This is a genomic window from Sinorhizobium sp. GQ132 (assembly GCF_059758575.1).
Genome location: NZ_JCAXDX010000004.1, coordinates 82344 through 100342 on the forward strand (window position 1 = coordinate 82344; position 17999 = coordinate 100342).

Annotated in this window: 16 protein-coding genes and 1 tRNA gene; 3 read left to right on the plus strand and 14 right to left on the minus strand. The window is 63.0% G+C overall.

All coding sequences use genetic code 11. The features are described 5' to 3' along the window. Positions 1 to 95: 95 nt before the first annotated feature. The 7 genes from phoB to phoR form a co-directional block, all read right to left on the minus strand. Complete coding sequence (phoB, locus tag AC6CIG_RS12100; RefSeq protein WP_003530178.1) at positions 96 to 779, minus strand: phosphate regulon transcriptional regulator PhoB; 684 nt, start codon at positions 777 to 779, stop codon at positions 96 to 98. A gap of 111 nt (positions 780 to 890) precedes the next feature. Next, positions 891 to 1604, minus strand: coding sequence for a phosphate signaling complex protein PhoU (gene phoU / locus AC6CIG_RS12105; RefSeq protein ID WP_003530180.1), 714 nt, complete (start codon positions 1602 to 1604; stop codon positions 891 to 893). Between the two features lie 89 nt (positions 1605 to 1693). Beyond that, positions 1694 to 2509: a phosphate ABC transporter ATP-binding protein PstB gene (gene pstB, locus AC6CIG_RS12110; protein ID WP_437407894.1), complete on the minus strand. Its 816-nt coding sequence runs from the start codon at positions 2507 to 2509 to the stop codon at positions 1694 to 1696. 13 nt (positions 2510 to 2522) lie between these two features. Next, positions 2523 to 3845, minus strand: coding sequence for a phosphate ABC transporter permease PstA (gene pstA, locus AC6CIG_RS12115; protein WP_437407895.1), 1323 nt, complete (start codon positions 3843 to 3845; stop codon positions 2523 to 2525). Further along, positions 3842 to 5326 (minus strand): phosphate ABC transporter permease subunit PstC, encoded by a 1485-nt coding sequence (gene pstC / locus AC6CIG_RS12120; protein WP_018094101.1) that lies wholly within the window; start codon positions 5324 to 5326, stop codon positions 3842 to 3844. The genes pstA and pstC overlap by 4 nt, the downstream gene beginning before the upstream one ends. A gap of 90 nt (positions 5327 to 5416) precedes the next feature. After that, complete coding sequence (locus tag AC6CIG_RS12125; protein ID WP_100669686.1) at positions 5417 to 6451, minus strand: substrate-binding domain-containing protein; 1035 nt, start codon at positions 6449 to 6451, stop codon at positions 5417 to 5419. 194 nt (positions 6452 to 6645) lie between these two features. Beyond that, a complete protein-coding gene (gene phoR, locus AC6CIG_RS12130; protein WP_018094099.1) occupies positions 6646 to 7908 on the minus strand; it encodes a phosphate regulon sensor histidine kinase PhoR in 1263 nt (420 codons plus the stop codon). 213 nt (positions 7909 to 8121) lie between these two features. Between phoR and ppk2 the strand changes: the two genes are divergently transcribed. Then, on the plus strand, positions 8122 to 9024 hold the full coding sequence (gene ppk2 / locus AC6CIG_RS12135) for a polyphosphate kinase 2 (protein ID WP_437407896.1): 903 nt from the start codon (positions 8122 to 8124) through the stop codon (positions 9022 to 9024). Between the two features lie 17 nt (positions 9025 to 9041). Here the strand turns inward: ppk2 and AC6CIG_RS12140 are convergent, their stop codons facing one another. Next, positions 9042 to 10193 (minus strand): biotin transporter BioY, encoded by a 1152-nt coding sequence (locus AC6CIG_RS12140; protein WP_437407897.1) that lies wholly within the window; start codon positions 10191 to 10193, stop codon positions 9042 to 9044. A 391-nt stretch (positions 10194 to 10584) separates the two neighbouring features. On the opposite strand from AC6CIG_RS12140, the gene AC6CIG_RS12145 reads away from it, so the two are divergent. Both AC6CIG_RS12145 and AC6CIG_RS12150 read left to right on the plus strand, forming a co-directional pair. Next, a complete protein-coding gene (locus tag AC6CIG_RS12145) occupies positions 10585 to 11595 on the plus strand; it encodes an NAD(P)H-dependent flavin oxidoreductase (RefSeq protein ID WP_437407898.1) in 1011 nt (336 codons plus the stop codon). A gap of 76 nt (positions 11596 to 11671) precedes the next feature. Then, positions 11672 to 11747: transfer RNA gene (locus AC6CIG_RS12150), tRNA-Thr, on the plus strand. A gap of 349 nt (positions 11748 to 12096) precedes the next feature. Here the strand turns inward: AC6CIG_RS12150 and AC6CIG_RS12155 are convergent. The 6 genes from AC6CIG_RS12155 to AC6CIG_RS12180 all read right to left on the minus strand — a co-directional run bounded on the left by AC6CIG_RS12155 (position 12097) and on the right by AC6CIG_RS12180 (position 17939). Further along, positions 12097 to 12894 carry an extracellular solute-binding protein gene (locus tag AC6CIG_RS12155; protein ID WP_437407899.1) on the minus strand — a complete coding sequence of 266 codons (798 nt, stop codon included), beginning with the start codon at positions 12892 to 12894 and terminating at the stop codon, positions 12097 to 12099. Positions 12895 to 13020: 126 nt separating this feature from the next. Beyond that, positions 13021 to 13962: a phosphatidate cytidylyltransferase gene (locus AC6CIG_RS12160; protein WP_437407900.1), complete on the minus strand. Its 942-nt coding sequence runs from the start codon at positions 13960 to 13962 to the stop codon at positions 13021 to 13023. A gap of 7 nt (positions 13963 to 13969) precedes the next feature. Beyond that, on the minus strand, positions 13970 to 14581 hold the full coding sequence (locus AC6CIG_RS12165; RefSeq protein ID WP_437407901.1) for a lysophospholipid acyltransferase family protein: 612 nt from the start codon (positions 14579 to 14581) through the stop codon (positions 13970 to 13972). After that, the gene (locus AC6CIG_RS12170) at positions 14578 to 15243 is read right to left on the minus strand and encodes a CDP-alcohol phosphatidyltransferase family protein (protein ID WP_018094092.1); all 666 of its coding nucleotides are present in this window, start codon (positions 15241 to 15243) and stop codon (positions 14578 to 14580) included. Before AC6CIG_RS12170 ends, AC6CIG_RS12165 begins: the two co-directional genes overlap by 4 nt. A 93-nt stretch (positions 15244 to 15336) precedes the next feature. Beyond that, positions 15337 to 16512, minus strand: a complete 1176-nt coding sequence (locus AC6CIG_RS12175) for an AI-2E family transporter (protein WP_498322752.1) — start codon at positions 16510 to 16512, stop codon at positions 15337 to 15339. Positions 16513 to 16724: 212 nt separating this feature from the next. Then, positions 16725 to 17939, minus strand: coding sequence for an MFS transporter (locus AC6CIG_RS12180; protein ID WP_437407902.1), 1215 nt, complete (start codon positions 17937 to 17939; stop codon positions 16725 to 16727). Positions 17940 to 17999: the final 60 nt, after the last annotated feature.

Sequence of the window (17999 nt, forward strand, 5' to 3'; positions counted from 1 at the left end):
ATCCCGCTCTGGATGCACGACGAAAATCGGGGCCGGAAAGGCCCCTTTTTCTTTGCCATGCCGCAAGCCGGCACGGGCGCCAGCGACCTTCGGCCTCAGCTCTCCAGCGAATAGCCAGCGCCGCGCACCGTCCGGATGACGTCCGGCATGTTGGAAAAGTTCAGTGCCTTGCGCAGCCGCCCGACATGAACGTCCACGGTCCGTTCGTCGACATAGATGTCGTGTCCCCAGACACCGTCCAGGAGCTGTGAACGAGAGAAGACGCGCCCCGGTGAGGACATTAGAAATTCCAGCAGCCGGAACTCCGTCGGGCCAAGGCGCACTTCGCGACTGCGTCGGTGGACGCGGTGCGTCTCCCGGTCGAGCTCGATATCGCCGCAGCGCAGGAGCGTCGACAGAACTTCGGGCTTGGCGCGCCTGAGCATCGCCTTGACCCTCGCCATCAGTTCCGGCGTCGAGAAGGGCTTGACGACGTAATCGTCGGCGCCGGTGGCAAGGCCCCGCACGCGCTCGCTTTCCTCGCCGCGCGCGGTCAGCATGATGATCGGCAGGCGCTCCGTTTCCGGCCGCTGGCGCAGCCTGCGGCAGAGCTCGATACCGGAAACCCCGGGCAGCATCCAATCGAGGATGAGAAGGTCGGGCAGGCGCTCCTGCAGGCGGATCTCCGCCTCGTCGCCGCGAAGGATCGTATCGACCTCGAAGCCTTCCGCCTCGAGATTGTAGCGCAGGAGAACGCTCAGGGCTTCCTCGTCTTCGACTACGGCAATCTTCGGCAACATTCAGTAGGACTCCTTCCTACGCACGACAGCCGTCATGCCGCCGCGCACGGTGGTAGGCCGCGCCAAGGCGGCCGGAACAAATTCTGCATAGGCACCGGCTGCCGGGCGATCTCAGTCCGTCACGGAACCCAATGTCGACGTCATGTCGTCCTTCGGCCGTTCGCCCTGCGGCTGGGCGCCTGTCGCCATATAGTAGATCGTTTCGGCGATATTGGTCGCGTGATCGCCGATACGCTCGATGTTCTTGGCGCAGAAAAGAAGATGCGTGCACGGCGTGATGTTGCGCGGATCTTCCATCATATAGGTCAGCAGTTCCCGGAACAGGGACGTGTAGATCGCATCGATCTCTTCATCGCGTTCGCGAATGCTGTTCGCCTTTTCCGGCGAACGGGACGCGTAGACGTCCAGGACTTCCTTCAACTGAACGAGCGCGAGCTCAGCCAGGTGTTCGAGGCCGCGCGCAAGCTTGCGCGGTATGCCTGAACCGGCCACGGCAATCACCCGCTTTGCGGTGTTCTTGCCGAGGTCGCCCACGCGCTCCAGGTCCGCGGCGATGCGGATCGAACCCATGATCTCCCGAAGATCCGAGGCCATGGGCTGGCGTTTGGCAATGGTGACGATCGCCTTTTCGCCGATCTGCCGTTCCGCGTCGTCCAGAATGGTGTCGTCGGAAATCACCTTCTGGGCCAGGGCGAGATCGGAATTGACGAGCGCACGGACGGAGTCCGCGACCATCTGCTCGGCAAGACCGCCCATCTCGGAGATGCGGCGCGTGAGATACTTCAACTCTTCGTCGAAGGCGGACATGATGTGTGCGTGAGACATATTCGTTTCCTCGGGGGACGCGCTGTTCTGAATGGGCCTCGTTCGGTCTTGACCGGGAGGGACGGAAAAGCGCCGCCCCTCTCCGGCCATCAGCCGAAGCGGCCCATGATGTAGTCCTGGGTGCGCTGATCGTCCGGGTTGGTGAACATTTTATCGGTATCGTTCTCCTCGACGAGATTGCCGAGATGGAACATGGCCGTGCGCTGCGACACGCGCGCCGCCTGCTGCATCGAGTGGGTGACGATCACGATCGTGAAATTCGCCCGCAATTCGTGGATGAGTTCCTCGACTTTCGCGGTCGCGATCGGATCGAGCGCCGAGCAGGGCTCGTCCATCAGAATGACTTCCGGGCTGACGGCAACGGCGCGGGCGATGCAGAGGCGCTGCTGCTGGCCGCCGGAAAGTCCGGTGCCCGGCTCCTGCAGCCGATCCTTCACCTCGTTCCAGAGCCCGGCCTTCTGCAGGCTCGTTTCCACGATCTCGTCGAGTTCGGTCTTGGTGCGTGCCAGGCCATGGATGCGCGGGCCGTAGGAGACATTGTCGTAGATCGACTTCGGGAACGGATTGGGTTTCTGGAACACCATGCCGACGCGGGCACGCAATTCCACCACGTCGATCGACGGATCGTAGATATCGTCCTCGTCGAGCGTGATCTTGCCCGTTACGCGGCAGTTCTCGATCGTGTCGTTCATGCGGTTCAAGGTGCGCAGAAACGTCGATTTGCCGCACCCGGACGGACCGATCAGCGCCGTGACCGTGTTCTCGCGGATATTGAGGTTGACGTCGAAGAGCGCACGCTTTTCGCCGTAATAGACCGACACATCGTTGCCGATCATCTTGTAAGGCACCGTATTCATTTTCTGCTCAAGAGCCTTTTCGACTGCAGCTTCCGACATGATGTTCATAGTCCTTACCCCACTACCAGCGACGCTCAAAGCGACGCCGCAAGAGAATTGCGCCGAGATTCATGAAGATGAGAAAGATCAGGAGAATGATGATCGCTCCGGACGTACGCTCGACGAAGGCACGTTCTGCCTCGTTCGCCCACATGTAGATCTGCACCGGCAGCGCCGTGGATGGCTCCAGCGGCGACCCCGGAAAATCGACCACGAAGGCGACCATGCCGATCAGAAGCAGCGGCGCCGTTTCGCCCAGCGCATGGGCGAGGCCGATGATCGTGCCGGTCAGGATGCCGGGCATGGCAAGCGGCAGCACGTGATGGAAGATGGTCTGCATCTTCGATGCGCCCAGGCCGAGTGCGGCGGAGCGGATCGACGGCGGCACTGCCTTCAGGGCCGCCCGGGTAGCGATGATGATGGTGGGTAGCGTCATCAGCGTCAGCACGAAGGCGCCGACGAGTGCTGCCGAGCGCGGCATGCCCGCGAAGTTGATGAAGACGGCAAGCCCGAGGAGGCCGTAGACGATGGAAGGTACGGCCGCCAGGTTGTTGATGTTCACCTCGATCAGGTCCGTCAGCCGGTTTTTCGGCGCGAACTCCTCGAGATAGATGGAGGCAGCGACGCCGATCGGCAGCGACAGCACGAGCACGATCAGCATCATGTAGAGCGAGCCGAGAAGGGCGACGCCGACACCCGCCGCTTCAGGCCGGCTGGATGCGCCGAAGGTGAAGATGCCGGTGTTGAAGCTCTTCTTGAGCACGCCGGCCTCGGCAAGCTGGTTCATCCACGCGACCTGCTCATCCTTCACCTTGCGTTTGGCTTCGTCGACCGACAGGTCGATCTGGCCCTTGAAGGCGGAGTCGATGTTCGCCTCGGCAAGCAGCGTGACGGGAATCGTCCTGCCGATCACCGACGGATCGGCGACGACGATGTCACGCAGTTGCGTCCGGGCGCTGGCGGAGACCATATCGGTCGCCTGCTTCACCAGCGGCCGCTTCGACGGATCGAGGCCGAGCTGCTTGACCAGAGCCTCCCGCACGAGCAGCGGATAGTTGGCGGTATAGAGCCGCTTCGGATCGGTCGCCCGTTCGTTCTTCGGATCGATCACCTTCTCGGAAAACTCGATCGGCAACGTGATCGTCGTCTGCTGGAAGGCGGTATAGCCCTTCGAAACGACGCTCCAGAGGAGAACCGCGAGGAAGAACAGACCGATGGCGATGGCGCTGATTCCGAAGGCACGGAAGCGGCGCTCCGCGGCATAGCGGCGCTTGATGCCGATATCGCGTCGGCTTGCGGCAGGTCGGGTGGAGACCCTTACCGTGGGGGAGGCAAATTCGGTCATTCGTACTGTTCCCGATATTTGCGCACGATGTAGAGCGCGTAGATGTTGAGGCCGAGCGTGATGACGAAGAGGGTGATGCCGAGCGCAAAGGCGACCAGCGTCTGCGGCGAAGTGAACTCGAGGTCGCCCGTCAGCTGATTCACGATCTTGACCGTCACCGTGGTCATCGGCTCGAGGGGGTTCAATTGCATGCGCGCCGCGACGCCGGCAGCGAGCACGACGATCATCGTCTCGCCCACCGCGCGCGAGGCCGTCAAAAGCAGCGCGCCGACGATGCCGGGAAGTGCGGCAGGCAGGATCACCTTCTTCACCGTTTCCGAGCGCGTCGCACCGAGGCCGAGCGAACCGTCACGCAGCGCCCGCGGCACCTGGGTGATGATGTCGTCGGACAACGACGAAACGAAGGGGATGAGCATGATGCCCATGACGATGCCGGCGGTGATGACGCTCTGGGCCTGAATGAAGTTCTGGTAGTTGCCGGTGACGAGACCGTTCAGTTGCGCGGAGATGTCGCGCAGGAAAGGCCCGACGGTGACCAGCGCGAAGAAGCCGTAGACGATCGTCGGGATGCCGGCGAGCACCTCCAGAAGAGGCTTGGCTGTGGAACGCAGCCGCGGGCTCGCATACTCGGCCATGTAGATGGCGGCGAAAAGCCCGATCGGCACCGCGAAAAGCATCGCCACGAAGGCGATATACAGGGTGCCGGCAAGGAGCGGCAGCAGGCCGAACTGGCCGGAGGCGCCGCCGCTTCCGGCCGCCGCGAAGCGCGGATCCCAGACCGTGCCGAAGAAGAACTCGAAGGGCGAGACCATGGTGAAGAAGCGGCCCGCCTCCGAGAGCATCGAGGCGACGATGCCGACCGTCGTCAGAATGGCTATGGAAGAGGCGAAGATGAGCGAGCCGAGCATGACGCGCTCCACCCGATTGCGGGCACGGAAACGGACGTCGATATTGCGGATGGCGTAGAGCCCGCCGGCAACGGAAACGAGCAGCACGACGGCGCTCATCAGCCAACGGCTATATTGCCGCATCGCATTGAACTGCTGGGCGGACTGGATCATGTAAGGCTCGCCCTCGCCGGCAAGCGCCACGCCCTTGGCGGCCAGGGCTTCCCGCATGTTGGTCGAGCCATTCTCGATTGCAGCGATCTCGCCCGCATTCAGGCGTTCGAAGCCCGCGGCCACGGACTTGACCTGACCGAGCGCGAGCTGAACGGTGGCTGCCCCCTGGTTCTGCACCGGTTCCGGAAGAGACGAGCGAACGGTGTAATCGACATAGATCGGAGCTGCGACGAGCCATACCGCAAGCAGAAGAAGAGCCGGCAGCATCGCCCAGATGGCGACGTAGCTGCCGTGATATCCGGGCAGGGAATGCAGGCTGGCGAGCTTGCCTCCGGACCGGGCGAACGAGCGCGCACGGCCGGCAAGAAACGCAATGAAACCGATCAAAGCGATGATCAGGAGAAGGAGCGAAGTACTCATCGGCACGTCTCCGCGACAGGCTTATCGTAAGCCCCGACAAATTCGGAAGAATGCGGCTCCGGCGCTGCGCAGCGCCGGAGCCTGTCATGATCAGAGCAGGTTGCCTGCCTCGAAGGACGTGCGGATTTCCTCGCGCTCGGCGTCCGGAGCGGCAACGAGGCCGTATTCGGCAAGCGGGCTGTCGGGGCCGATCATCTGATCGTCGACGAAGAATTCGACATATTCCTTGAGGCCCGGGATCACGCCGATATGCGCCTTCTTGACGTAGAAGAACAGCGGGCGGGAAACCGGATACTCGCCGGAAGCGATCGTCTCGGTCGAAGGAACGACGCCGTTGACGGTCGCGACCTTCAGCTTGTCGGCATTGTTCTCGTAGAACGAGAGACCGAAGACGCCGATGCCGTTCTTGTTGGAGTCGATACGGGCCAGCGTCTCGGTGTAGTCGCCGTCGATATCGACGGCCATGCCGTCCTTGCGCACCGCGATGCACTTGCTGTGCTGCTGCTTCTCGTCGCTGACGGCGGCCTTGATGACGTCCTGAGCGCCGGTGTCCTTGCAGCCGGCGGCAAGGATCTTCTCTTCGAAGACTTCGCGCGTGCCGTGTTTTTCGCCCGGAATATAGGCGGCGATTTCGGCGTCCGGCAGCGATGCGTCGACTTCCGACCACTTCTTGTAGGGATTGGCGACGAGCTTGCCGTCGACGACGACTTCGGCGGCGAGCGCCTTGTAGATATGCTCCGGCTTCAGGGCGAGGTCGGCATTGCCGGCGTCGGTGGCGAAGACGATACCGTCATAGCCGATCTTCACTTCCTGGATCTCGGTCACGCCGGCAGCCTTGCAGGCCTCGACTTCGCTGTCCTTGATCTTGCGGGAAGAATTGGCGATATCGATCGTGTCTTCACCCACGCCCTTGCAGAATTCCTTGAGGCCGGCAGAGGAGCCGCCGGACTCGACCACCGGCGTCTTGAAGTCGGGGAAGGTCTCGCCGAAATTCTCGGCAACGATCTTGGCATAGGGAAGAACGGTCGAGGAGCCGGCGACCTGGATCTGGTCGCGAGCCGCAGCAACGCCCGCGAAGGCGGCGGATGCAACCAGCGCCGCTACAGTGAGTTTAAGAGATTTCATGAATGTTCTCCCGGAATGGGCTTGTGTTGGTGCGCCAGGGATCAGCGCTCTCTTCGCCGTTTCATCGGCCGCCCCTAGTTAGCCGCCGATGGCTACAGCTTTTATGTCAATTCGGTGAAACATTTATGACAGGCTAACATGCTGAAAATACTTCCTGATTTCCTCGTAGGAATATTTCAGCGCGGCGTGGTGTGTCAGAAGCGGACCTTGAAGACCGTGCCCTTCCCCACCTCCGAATGGATGAGCAGGCGGGCGCGGTGACGCGTGAGGATATGCTTGACGATGGCGAGGCCCAGGCCGGTGCCTTTCTTCGACCGGCTCGCCTCGACATTGACCCGGTAGAAGCGTTCGGTGATGCGCGGGACATGCTCGGCAGGTATTCCCGGACCGTGGTCGGTAACCGTCACCTCCGCCTGATGACCGTTCCCGCCGGTCAGCCGGACATCGACCTGCTTGCCTTCCTGGCCGTATTTGCAGGCGTTCTCTATAAGGTTTTCGAAGACCTCCACCAGTTCGTCCCGATCCCCCTGGACGAAAACCGGCGTCTGCGGAACCTCCAGCGCGATCGTCACGTCGAGTTCCCCCGCAAGCGGCGCCAGGCTGTCGCGCACGTGTCCGAGCAGCGGCCCGAGATCGACGGCATCGTCCGGCGCGATGTGCGACTTCAACTCGAGCCGCGACAACGACAGGAGGTCGTCCACGAGCCGGCTCATGCGCGTGACCTGCTCGTGCATGATTCCGAAGAATTTCTCCTGGGCCTTCCGGTCGTCGCGGGCGGGGCCCTGCAGCGTCTCGATGAAGCCGCGCAGCGATGCGAGCGGCGTGCGCAGCTCATGGCTGGCATTGGCGACGAAGTCGGAGCGCATCCGGTCGATGCGGCGGGCCTGCGAGATATCGCGATACGTCAGCAGGAAGATGCGCCGGCCGGAACCTTCGCAACCTATGTCCGCGGGCGCGACGCGAACTACGTAGACCGCCTCCGAAGGCAGCCGTTCCGCATGCTCGATCTGGTTGACTTTGCCTGTCGCGATCGTCTCGCGCACCATGTCGAGAATGCCGGGCGAACGGACGCGGGCGGAAAGATAGCTGTCCTGGGGGATGGTTCCGAAGGCCTTCTCTGCGGCAACGTTCTGGAAGACGACGGTCTCGTCGGCCGCCACGACGAGCACCGGCATGTCGAGTGCGTCGAGCAGGGGAGCGAGCGGGTCGCCCTTGGATTCCACGGCAGCGCCGACGCTCGCCGGCGCTGCCTGGACTGGCGGTGCCCCCCGGTTGAGGATGGCCGCGACGAGCACGACCCAGAAAGGCAGAACGGCCAGCGGATGGATGCCCGCGAGTGCGGCAAGGAAGGCGAGCACGACGGACAGGCCGAGAAGGCCGCGCTCCGCCTTCAACCTCGGCAGCAGGGTGCGCCAGAACACCTTCGCGCCATCCAACACGATACCCTCGTTCCTCAATTCGCTGCCTCCTGCACCTCGACGACTGCTGCTGATCCAGCCAGCGGCCCGGATGCCGCAGAAGTGAGGGTAATCGCCTCAAAGCCTCCATCCGAATCCGGCCATAAGGGCGCAGAGATAGCGTTGCTTCATGACATGATTTTCACGACATGCTTGAATCCGCAATGTAATTATGGCCTCCTCCGGAGAAATCGAGCGAGCGGGAGGAAACAGATGGCACGCCACGAAGCACCGGCCGAAGCAAGGCCGGGGAGCCGGGCGGTCGAACTGGAGATTGACGGCAGAAGCCGCATCTTCGACATCGACGATCCGGACCTGCCGAAATGGATCGACGAGGAAGCCTTCGGCTCCGACGATTATCCCTACAAGAAAAAGCTCGATCGGGAGGAGTACGAAGAAACGCTGACGAAGCTGCAGATCGAACTGGTCAAGGTCCAATTCTGGATGCAGGCGACCGGCAAGCGCGTAATGGCGGTTTTCGAGGGCCGCGACGCTGCCGGCAAGGGTGGCGCGATCCACGCGACGACGGCCAATATGAATCCCCGCTCCGCGCGCGTCGTCGCACTGACGAAACCGACGGAGACCGAACGGGGTCAGTGGTATTTCCAGCGCTATGTCGCAACCTTCCCCACCGCCGGCGAGTTCGTCCTATTCGACCGCTCCTGGTACAACCGCGCCGGTGTCGAACCGGTCATGGGCTTTTGCACCGCCGACCAGTACGAGCAATTCCTCGAAGAGACGCCGCGTTTCGAGGAGATGATCGCGAACGAGGGCATCCATCTCTTCAAGTTCTGGATCAATATCGGCCGGGAGATGCAACTGAAGCGCTTCCATGACCGGCGCCACGACCCATTGAAGATCTGGAAGCTTTCGCCGATGGACATCGCGGCGCTGAACAAGTGGGACGACTACACCGCAAGACGCGACCGTATGCTGAAGGAAACGCACACGCAGCACGGGCCATGGACCGTCATCCGCGGGAACGACAAGCGCCGCTCCCGCATCAACGTGATCCGCCACATGCTGACGAAGCTCGACTATGACGGCAAGGACGAGGCGGCGATCGGCGATGTCGACGAGAAGATCCTCGGCTCCGGCCCCGGTTTTCTCAGGTGATTCCGACGCGCTGACGATCAGCCGCCCGGCTGCACCCGGATCGCAAAGAGATCGAGGCTGTTGCCGCCGCCGCTGAGATCGCTGTTGATCACCAGTTTTCCAGGGCTGCTGGGTGCCGAGCCGCGCTCGAAATTGACCTTCAACAGCATGTCGACCCGCTCGTCGTGCACGGTGAAGCGGTGCCGGCCGCAGTCGCCGAGCGTCGAGAAATCGCATTCGACCGAGAATTCGGTCGCCTTGCCCGGGGCCGCCTGGACCGTCAGGGCGAGTGTCGACGACTTGCCCGACAGCTGGGCAAGGACATCCGCGGGAATTTCGATCGCCACATCGCCCTCCTTGGAGGCCGCTGCCGAAATCAACCGCAGGCGCTCGCCTGCATCACCGCCGGACGGTTCCGCGCTGGCTCGCGGCCCCGGCGTGACCGCCGCAGTTTCTCCGGGAGCAAAGATCTCTATCCAATCGCCGGAGAAGCCTTCCTGGGCGCCGAGGGTCTGCAGGCCGGCCGCGCCGTCGAAATCCTCCGCATCCACCGTCGCGGGCGGATTGGCGACGCCGGTGTCCGTCGGCGGCCGGAGGAGGTCGTTCGTCTGAACCCACCAGACGGCGACGCCCGCCGCCGCTGCAAGCGTCGCAACGATCATCGCATAGGAGAAGAACCGGCTGCGCCTGCGCTTGCGCGGTCGCTGGTCGGCGACGCCCGGATCGGGAGCAGGCTTGCGCGCGGGGTCTATTCTTCCCTCGTCCGCCGTCGCTCTGAAAGCCGCCGGCGAGCCGTCGCGTTCGGGACGCAAAGCGCCGAGACCCCCATCCGCCTGAGCAGGGGCGCCTCCTTCCGGCTTCAATGCCGGCTCGCTCCGTGGTGCGGCAGGTGCTGGCGCCTCGGAAGCGCGCTCTACCCTCTCGCCCCTCGCCTTCACTTCGCCAAGGCTCACCACCGGCGTCTGAGCGCGCTCCTTAAGGGCGGCGCGCTCTTCCATCTCGATCGCGCGGATGACCGCTTCGAGCCGGTGACGTTGCACGGAGATGACCTCCGGATCTTCGATCTGCTGCTTCTGCAGACCGTTTTCCAGCGCCTGACGCGCCGACTGATAGATGCGCGCCCGGATCTCCGCATTGCTTCGATCCGATCTTTCCAGCGCATTCCTGATCGCTGTCTCAAGTCCGCTCACGTCAAATCCTTCTGCGCGAAGTCTTCCGGTTGCCGCAATAAGCTGCCGGATGTGCCTTTCTCGCGACGAGCCCCGCCTCTTCCCGTCACACGCCGTTGGTTTTATTAAGGATTGGGTAACCGCTGCATTGCGAATTCGCAAGTGCAGCCGCGACTTCGTCCGGCGTTCCCCAGGTAAAACATGGGCGAGCGTGGCCGAATTGCCGGAGCGCGCACCGCTTTGCGGTGTCGCGGCGTCGTATCGGAGGCGCAAAGGTCGCTGGTGTCTTCGGGGTTGCTGCATGTCCTTGCGCACCGGTGGACTTCAGGAACGATGCAGTAGGCAAGCGCGTCCGTTGCTGCTATCAATTTTGACGTTTACGAGAACGTCAAAATTGGGATGGAGATTTTCGATGTCGTTGCCGCCAATCCTGTCAGGGAAAACGAGGCTGCCGGTCGTAGGGGCGCCGCTTTTCATCGTCTCGCATCCCCGGCTGACGATCGCACAATGCAAGGCCGGCATTATCGGCGCCTTTCCCGCGCTCAACGCCCGCCCGCAATCGCAGCTCGACGAATGGCTGGCGGAGATCACCGAGACACTGGCCGACCACGATGCCAGACACCCCGAGCGCCCGGCGGCACCCTTCGCGGTGAACCAGATCGTACACAAATCGAACGTCCGGCTCGAACAGGATCTGATGCTTTGCGTCAAGTACAAGGTTCCGATCGTCATCTCCTCGCTCGGGGCCGTACCGGAGGTGAATGCCGCCATCCATTCCTATGGCGGTGTCGTTCTCCACGACGTCATCAACAACCGCCATGCGAATTCCGCGATCCGCAAGGGCGCAGACGGGCTGATCGCAGTCGCGGCAGGCGCTGGCGGCCATGCGGGAACGCTCTCGCCCTTCGCGCTCGTACAGGAAATCCGCGCCTGGTTCGACGGGCCGCTTCTGCTCTCGGGCGCGATCGCCACTGGCGGCGCAGTGCTCGCTGCGCAAGCGATGGGAGCCGACATGGCCTATATCGGCTCGCCCTTCATCGCCACGGAAGAGGCCCGCGCGAGCGACGCCTACAAGCAGATGATCGTCGACAGCAACGCCGCCGATATCGTTTATTCCAATTACTTCACCGGCATTCACGGCAATTACCTGAAACCGTCGATTCTTGCCGCCGGAATGGACCCAGCCAATCTGCCGGAAGCCGATCCCTCCAAGATGGACTTCGGCACGGCAACGGAAGGCGCCAAGGCATGGAAGGACATCTGGGGCTGCGGCCAGGGGATAGGCGCCGTGCGCGAAGTCGGCACCGTCGCCCGCCTTATCGACCGGTTGGAACAGGAATACGACGCCGCACGCGCACGCCTCGGCTTCACTTCCAATTCCGAAGGGCCGCGGGCCCAGGAATTTTCAAGTTCTCGAAACTGATGGCTTGAAATCTCGCCGCTTTGCGTTTATCAGCGCCTCACATTCGTTCCGCGACGTTCGCGGAACCGCCCCAAGGGCCGCTTTAGCTCAGTCGGTAGAGCACATCATTCGTAATGATGGGGTCACGTGTTCGAGTCACGTAAGCGGCACCATTTTCTTCAGAGATCAAAGTGTTTTTGGGCGGCTCCTGGGTCGCCCGTTTGATAGGCTGACATATGGCTCTATCGAAAGCTCGAGCGATACACAGGCTGCTGACCTAGTCTAAGCGTCTTCTAACCGCTGCTGTATGCCTCGCCGGCCGCGGTGATCGCAGGATGTGCAAAGAAGGGAAATCTCTTTTCGGCCGTCCGACCGTGCGAAAGCCATGAGCGTGGCGGCAGAAAAAATGGCCACGCCCCGGCATTATCGATCGCCCCCGCGAACGCCGCTGATCTTTTAAGCGGACGGTCGTCCACGATCACGCCGTCGCGACTGGTGGCCGTGCTGGCACACCAAAACAGTTCAGCGTATCCAGCCTTCGCGGGACATGATCTTCTGCGCTTCATCGGAGATCAGATAGTCCAGAAACGCTTTTGCTTCGGGATCGGCGTCGGGGGCCAGCGCCACGCTCAAGTCGCGCCATATTGCCCGATCGCTCGACAGCATCACCGCTTCCAGGGTGTCGGGGTTCGAAACCGGCCAATTCGGCCAGGTGATCCAGGCGTCTGCATCCAACGCTTTGAACGCCTTAAAGCTCGCGCCCGAACCATGTTCGAAAGCGACAATGTTCCTGCGGAACGCCGCGACATCCTCCAGCCGGCCGAGGCGGCCCGCGATGTCCTCCCATACACCCGTCCCCGATGTGTTGGCGACGCCAGCCCCCTCGGTTACGACGATTTTCGTCCCGACCGCCAGAAGGTCCTCGAATCTTGCGATCCCCTTGGGATTACCCGCTTTCACGGCGATCACTGCTGGACGAAGGTAAATCGGCGCGACCTGATCCGACGAAAATCCTTGATACGTCTCGAGAAAAGCAGTCATCGCCTGCTCGGAGGTACCCCAAATGACGTCCGCATCGGCCTGCGCCTTTTTCGACCATGTCTTCTCCGGCCCGGCGGTGATTTCGACCTTGCGGCCGGTCTCCTTCGTCCAGACGTCCGCGACTTTCCGGATGGCGGTGTGCGGACCGCCTGCACCGTAAAGACGGATCACCCCATCCTGGGCATCGCGGCTGATCGAAGGGTCATGGAGTGCGGTGTCCTGTGCCGAAGCAGGCGTGGCAAGGATCGTTGTCAGGACAATCAGAAACGCAATTCGCACGGGCTTCTCCTTTTATGCGTGTTGGACCGCAGCAGTCTTTCGACGGCGCGGCAGGAGAAACGACTCTTCGACGGGTACAATCCTTCCCTCATGGAGGAACACGAAACCGTGATCCCCCGTCACACATCACGTGTAAAAATATCGCGTCAGGTGAAAGAACACCGGTGCCGCGAAGCTCAGCGAATCCATTCGGTCGAGTACGCCGCCATGGCCGCTGATCATCGAGCCCCAGTCCTTTACGCCCATCGAGCGCTTCACGGCCGAGAGCGCCAGTCCGCCGAGAAAGCCCATGGCGACGATGGCGAGGGCCATGGCGGCCGCCTGTAGCGGCGTGAAGGGCGTTATCCACCACAAGGCCGCGCCGGCAGCCACTGCCGAAAGCCCGCCTCCGGCAAGTCCCTCGACCGTTTTCGACGGGCTGACGACCGGTGCGATCTTCGTCCGGCCGAAAAGCTTGCCGAAGACATACTGCATGACATCGCTGAACTGCGCGATGGTGATGAGGAAGAAGAGCAGCAGAAAGCCTTCGCCCGGCCGGCCGGGGATGTCGAGCGTCAGGAGGGCCGGTGCGTGGCTGATGCAATAGACCGTCAGCATCAGCCCCCACTGGATGCGCGAGACGCGCAGCAGGAACTGCTCCGTGTCGCCCTTCAGCGCGGAAAGGCTCGGCAGGAGGAGGAAGCCGTAGACCGGTATCAGAATGGTGAAAAGCGCATACCAGTCGATCGAGATCAGCCAGTATTGCAGCGGCAGCAGAACGTAAAAGGAAGCGACGAGCGGCAGGTGATCGGCGGCACGCGTCGGCGTCAGCGAGACGAACTCGCGCAGCGTGTAGAAGGAGGTGAGAGCAAAGAGCACGAGCGTGACGCCGCGGCCGAGAGCGAAACTCACCGCGAATATGGCGATCATCACCCACCATGCCCTGATACGGGCATTGAGATTGTCGGTCGTCGCCCGCCCCGTTTCGGACGTCGCGCGGCGCGACAGCACGAAGCCGATCAGCGATGCCGCTCCGAGAAGAGCGCCTATGCCGGCAAAGAGGATAAAGAGTTTGTCGTTCAAGGACATGGAAGCCTCATCCGATGGGTTCCGGCGCAAGTGCGGCGACCGCTGCGCGGGCGCGTTCCAGAAAAGCCTCCTTCTCTTCGCCGGTGTGGCGCGCGACCGGCGGTCCGAAACGCACCGTGCAGCTGATGGGGACGGGCAAAAAGGTTCCCTTGGGAAAGGCGCGCGAGGGATTGTCGAGATAGGTCGGGATCAGTTCCACGTCGGGAAATTCCTGAGACAGCCAGTAGAGCCCGCTCTTGAACGGCCCCGGCAACCGCTCGCTGCCGCGCGTGCCCTCCGGGAAAAGGATGAGCGACTCACCCTCGCAGAGCACGTTGCGCAAGGGTGCGAGAGCCGCTCCGGGCGGCCCCTGCGTCGAGCGCTCGACGAGCACGCCGTTCAACACCTTTAGCCCGATATGGCGCCTCACGGCCCCCCTGCCCCAATAGTCCGCCGCGGCGATCGGATGCGTCGACGCGCGCAACGCACGCGGCAGCGCCGACCAGATCAGCAGCGTGTCGAGATGGCTCGCGTGATTGGCGAAATAGATTCGCTGGCGCATTTCCGGCCGCGAGCCCATCCAGTGCGCCTGCCCGCCGGCGATGAACCGCGTGAGGCCGATCAATGCCAGGTCGATCACGGCTTCGCGCCTTCCCGAATGCGCGCGACGATGGCCCTCGTGCGGGTCGCGCATGTGACGAGCGCGCCGGCAAGAATGATCCAAGCCGTGGCGTAAAGCACGAGGCGCTCCGTCATCACAAACGCTTCCCCGAATGCCAGCACGCAGGCGAGACTCATCAACGCCATGCGGTGCTGTTTCGCCATGGGACCGCGGAAGTCCTGAGCCTGGCCGAGCGACCCGCCGAAGACGCGCACATAGGCCGTGAAGGCGGCCGCAAGCGCTCCCGCCCAGCCGAGCCATCCCGCGCCGGCGGCATAGCCGAGTGCAACGATGAGCAAGGTATCGGCGACCCGGTCGGGAAACTCGTTGTAGAGCGCTCCCACCGGCGAACCGCGCCCGCCCTCGACCGCCACCATGCCGTCGAGAAGGTTGCACAGGAGGCGCAACTGGATAGCGGCGAGCGCCACGGGATAAAGGAACGGCCAGCGGACTGCGGAAAGGAGGGCCCCTGCCCCCAGCGCGGCAAAGACGACGCTTGCAAGCGAGATCTGGTTCGGCGTGACCGACGTCTTCAGAAGCAACGCCGTCAAGCGCCGCGCGTAGCCGCTGTCGCGCGCGGCGATGGGGCGACGATCCACGCCCGGCCTGTCTGCGTCTTCGCCGTCGGGTGCGACACTCATGTTCGAGAGGTACGGCCTACAAATGAATGATTGCAGTCTGTCTTAAAACAACTTCCATGCAAATGCCATATCGCCGCGTGGCCGGCTTCGGTCTCACTTGGCGGAAATATCCACCCTGGGTATACCGTTGACCGTCGGCTCCGGCTGGCTCGTCACCTCGCGAAGCCATTCGCGCCAGATGGCGACGAGCAGCGCCATCAGGACCGGGCCGACGAAGAGACCGAGAAACCCCATCGTCTTGACGCCACCGACCAGGCCGAAAAACGTCGGCAGAAAGGGCAGCTTGATCGGGCCGCCGACGAGCCTCGGGCGCAATGTCTTGTCTACGATGAAGAGCTCCGTCGTACCCCAGGTGAACAGCGCCACGCCGTGGGCGGGCGAGCCGCTAGCAACGAGATAGACCGAGACCAGGGTGAAGCAGAGCGGAGCGCCGCCCGGCACGAGCGCCATGACGCCGGTGATGATGCCGAGCGTCACCGGCGACGGTACGCCGGCCAGCCAATAGGCGACGCCGAGCACAATGCCTTCGCCGATCGCGATGATGCCCATGCCGGTGACCGTCGAACTGATCGTAAGGGGCACCACGCGCGACAGCCTCTCCCAGCGCATGGGAAAGATCCGTTCGCCAAGATGGTCGAGCTGCTTCGAAAAGGACTGGCCGTCGCGATAGACGAAGAAGAGCGTGATCAGCATGAAAAGGAGCGTCAGGAAGGACTGGAAGGCGGAGGCACCGACCACGAGCACGCCGCGATAGATATTGCCGATATTGGAGCCGCTCACGAGCTGCACCAACTCCCCGAGAGCGCCGGGGTGACCGACATATTTGACCCATTGTTCGCCGAGCCAGGCACCCACGGCCGGGATCGTCGCCAGCCAGGCAGGCGCCGGGGCGCCGTTCGCATTGGTCGCAACCGCCCAGACGAGCCAATCGCGCACTTCGTCAACGGCATAGATCGCGACGAGCGAGATCGGCACGACGATAAAGGCGACGACGGAAATGATGGCGATCGTCGCAGCAAGTGTGCGGTTGCCGTTCACGCCCTGAAGCAGCCGCCAATAGATGGGCCAGCTCGCGAACCCGATGACCACCGCCGCAAGCACCGGCACGAGGAAACCATGGAAGAAATAGACGCCGCAAAGCAGAATGAGAACGAGCAGCCACCGGGCCGCCGAAATCGGCACGACGAGGGCGGAGCGTGAATGGGCCGGCTGCCCGAAGAGCCGCGGCTCCACAGGTAGATTCTCTCGTTCGCGATTGCCCAATTGCACCAATTCTCCTCCGTCTCTTCGAACCTTACAACAAACCCGCAACCTTGCCAGCCCGTTCCGCTCCGCTGGACGCGGTTTCCGGCGCAATGATGGCGGCCGGCTCCGAATCGGCGCTTTACGCCAGAACGCGCGCATTTTCACCTAGCAAGCGGACGTGACAGGGAGATTAGAGCGGCTGAGGAAAAGCGCGTGCGGTTTCGCGCGCAGTCAGGCTACGCGTCCCGTCTCCGGCGATCCACGAGCACCGAGGCGAGGAATATGGCGAAACCGCCGATGCCGAGCACGGCGCCGACGAGCCCCGGCGAAGTCCAGCCATAGCCGGCGGCGATGGCAATGCCGCCGAGCCAGGCCCCAAGGGCATTGGCGAGATTGAAGGCGGAATGACTGAGGGCTGCCGCGAGCGTCTGCGCCTTTCCGGCGACGTCCATCAGCCGGGTCTGCACGCCCGGAACGACGGCGAAGCCACCGCCGATGAAAAGCACGTTGACGATCGCCATCCAGGGGCTCGTCATGGTGAAATAGAAGAGGATGTAGGCGAAGACGTTGAAGACGAGCGCGATGCCGATGGCGCGTGTAAGCGACCAATCGGCGAGCCGCGAACCCACGATATTGCCGAGGATCATGCCTGCGCCGAAGACCGACAGCATGACGGGTACATTGGCGACGGAAACGCCCGCGACCTGGGTCAGCGCCGGTGCGATATAGGTGAAGACGGCGAACATCCCGCCGCAGCCGATCGCACAGATACCCAGCAGCAACCAGACCTGGAGGCTTCCCAGCGCGCTCAATTCCCGCAGCGGCGTCGCCTGCGGATCGCCCCTGTCCCGCGGCACGTGAAGCCAGATCAGGACCATCGTCATAAGGCTGATGCCGCCGACGATCGCAAAGGCGCTGCGCCAGCCGAGCGCCTGGCCGAACCAGGCGACGAGCGGCGTGCCGAAAAGGGTGGCGATCGTCAGCCCCATCATGACCCGCCCGACCGCGCGCGCCCGCTGGTTCGGTGCCGCAAGTCCTGCCGCGACCAGTGCCGCCACGCCGAAATAGGCCCCGTGCGGCAGGCCCGCGAAAAAGCGCGCGGCGACGAGCGGGTAGAAACTTGGAGCAAATGCGGACGCGAAATTGCCCAATGCAAAGACCGCCATCAGGACCAGCAGCACATGAAAGCGGGCGAACCGCGCCGCAAGCACGGCGATCAACGGCGCCCCGACGACGACGCCGAGCGCGTAGGCGCTGATGACGGCGCCGGCCGCCGGCACCGACACCACGACGTCGTCGGCGACCTGAGGCAACAGACCCATAATGGCGAATTCGCCGGTACCGATACCGAATCCGCCGACAGCCAGCGCGATTTCCGCCGCGGAAACTCTGTTGCGGGACTTGCCTATATGGGTGGGGCCGATATCGGCGGAAAGGACGTCTTCGGACATGCGTTACCTTGGCTCGCGGACCATCGGCCGCCGCTTGGGAGGGATCTTGTAAAATATCTT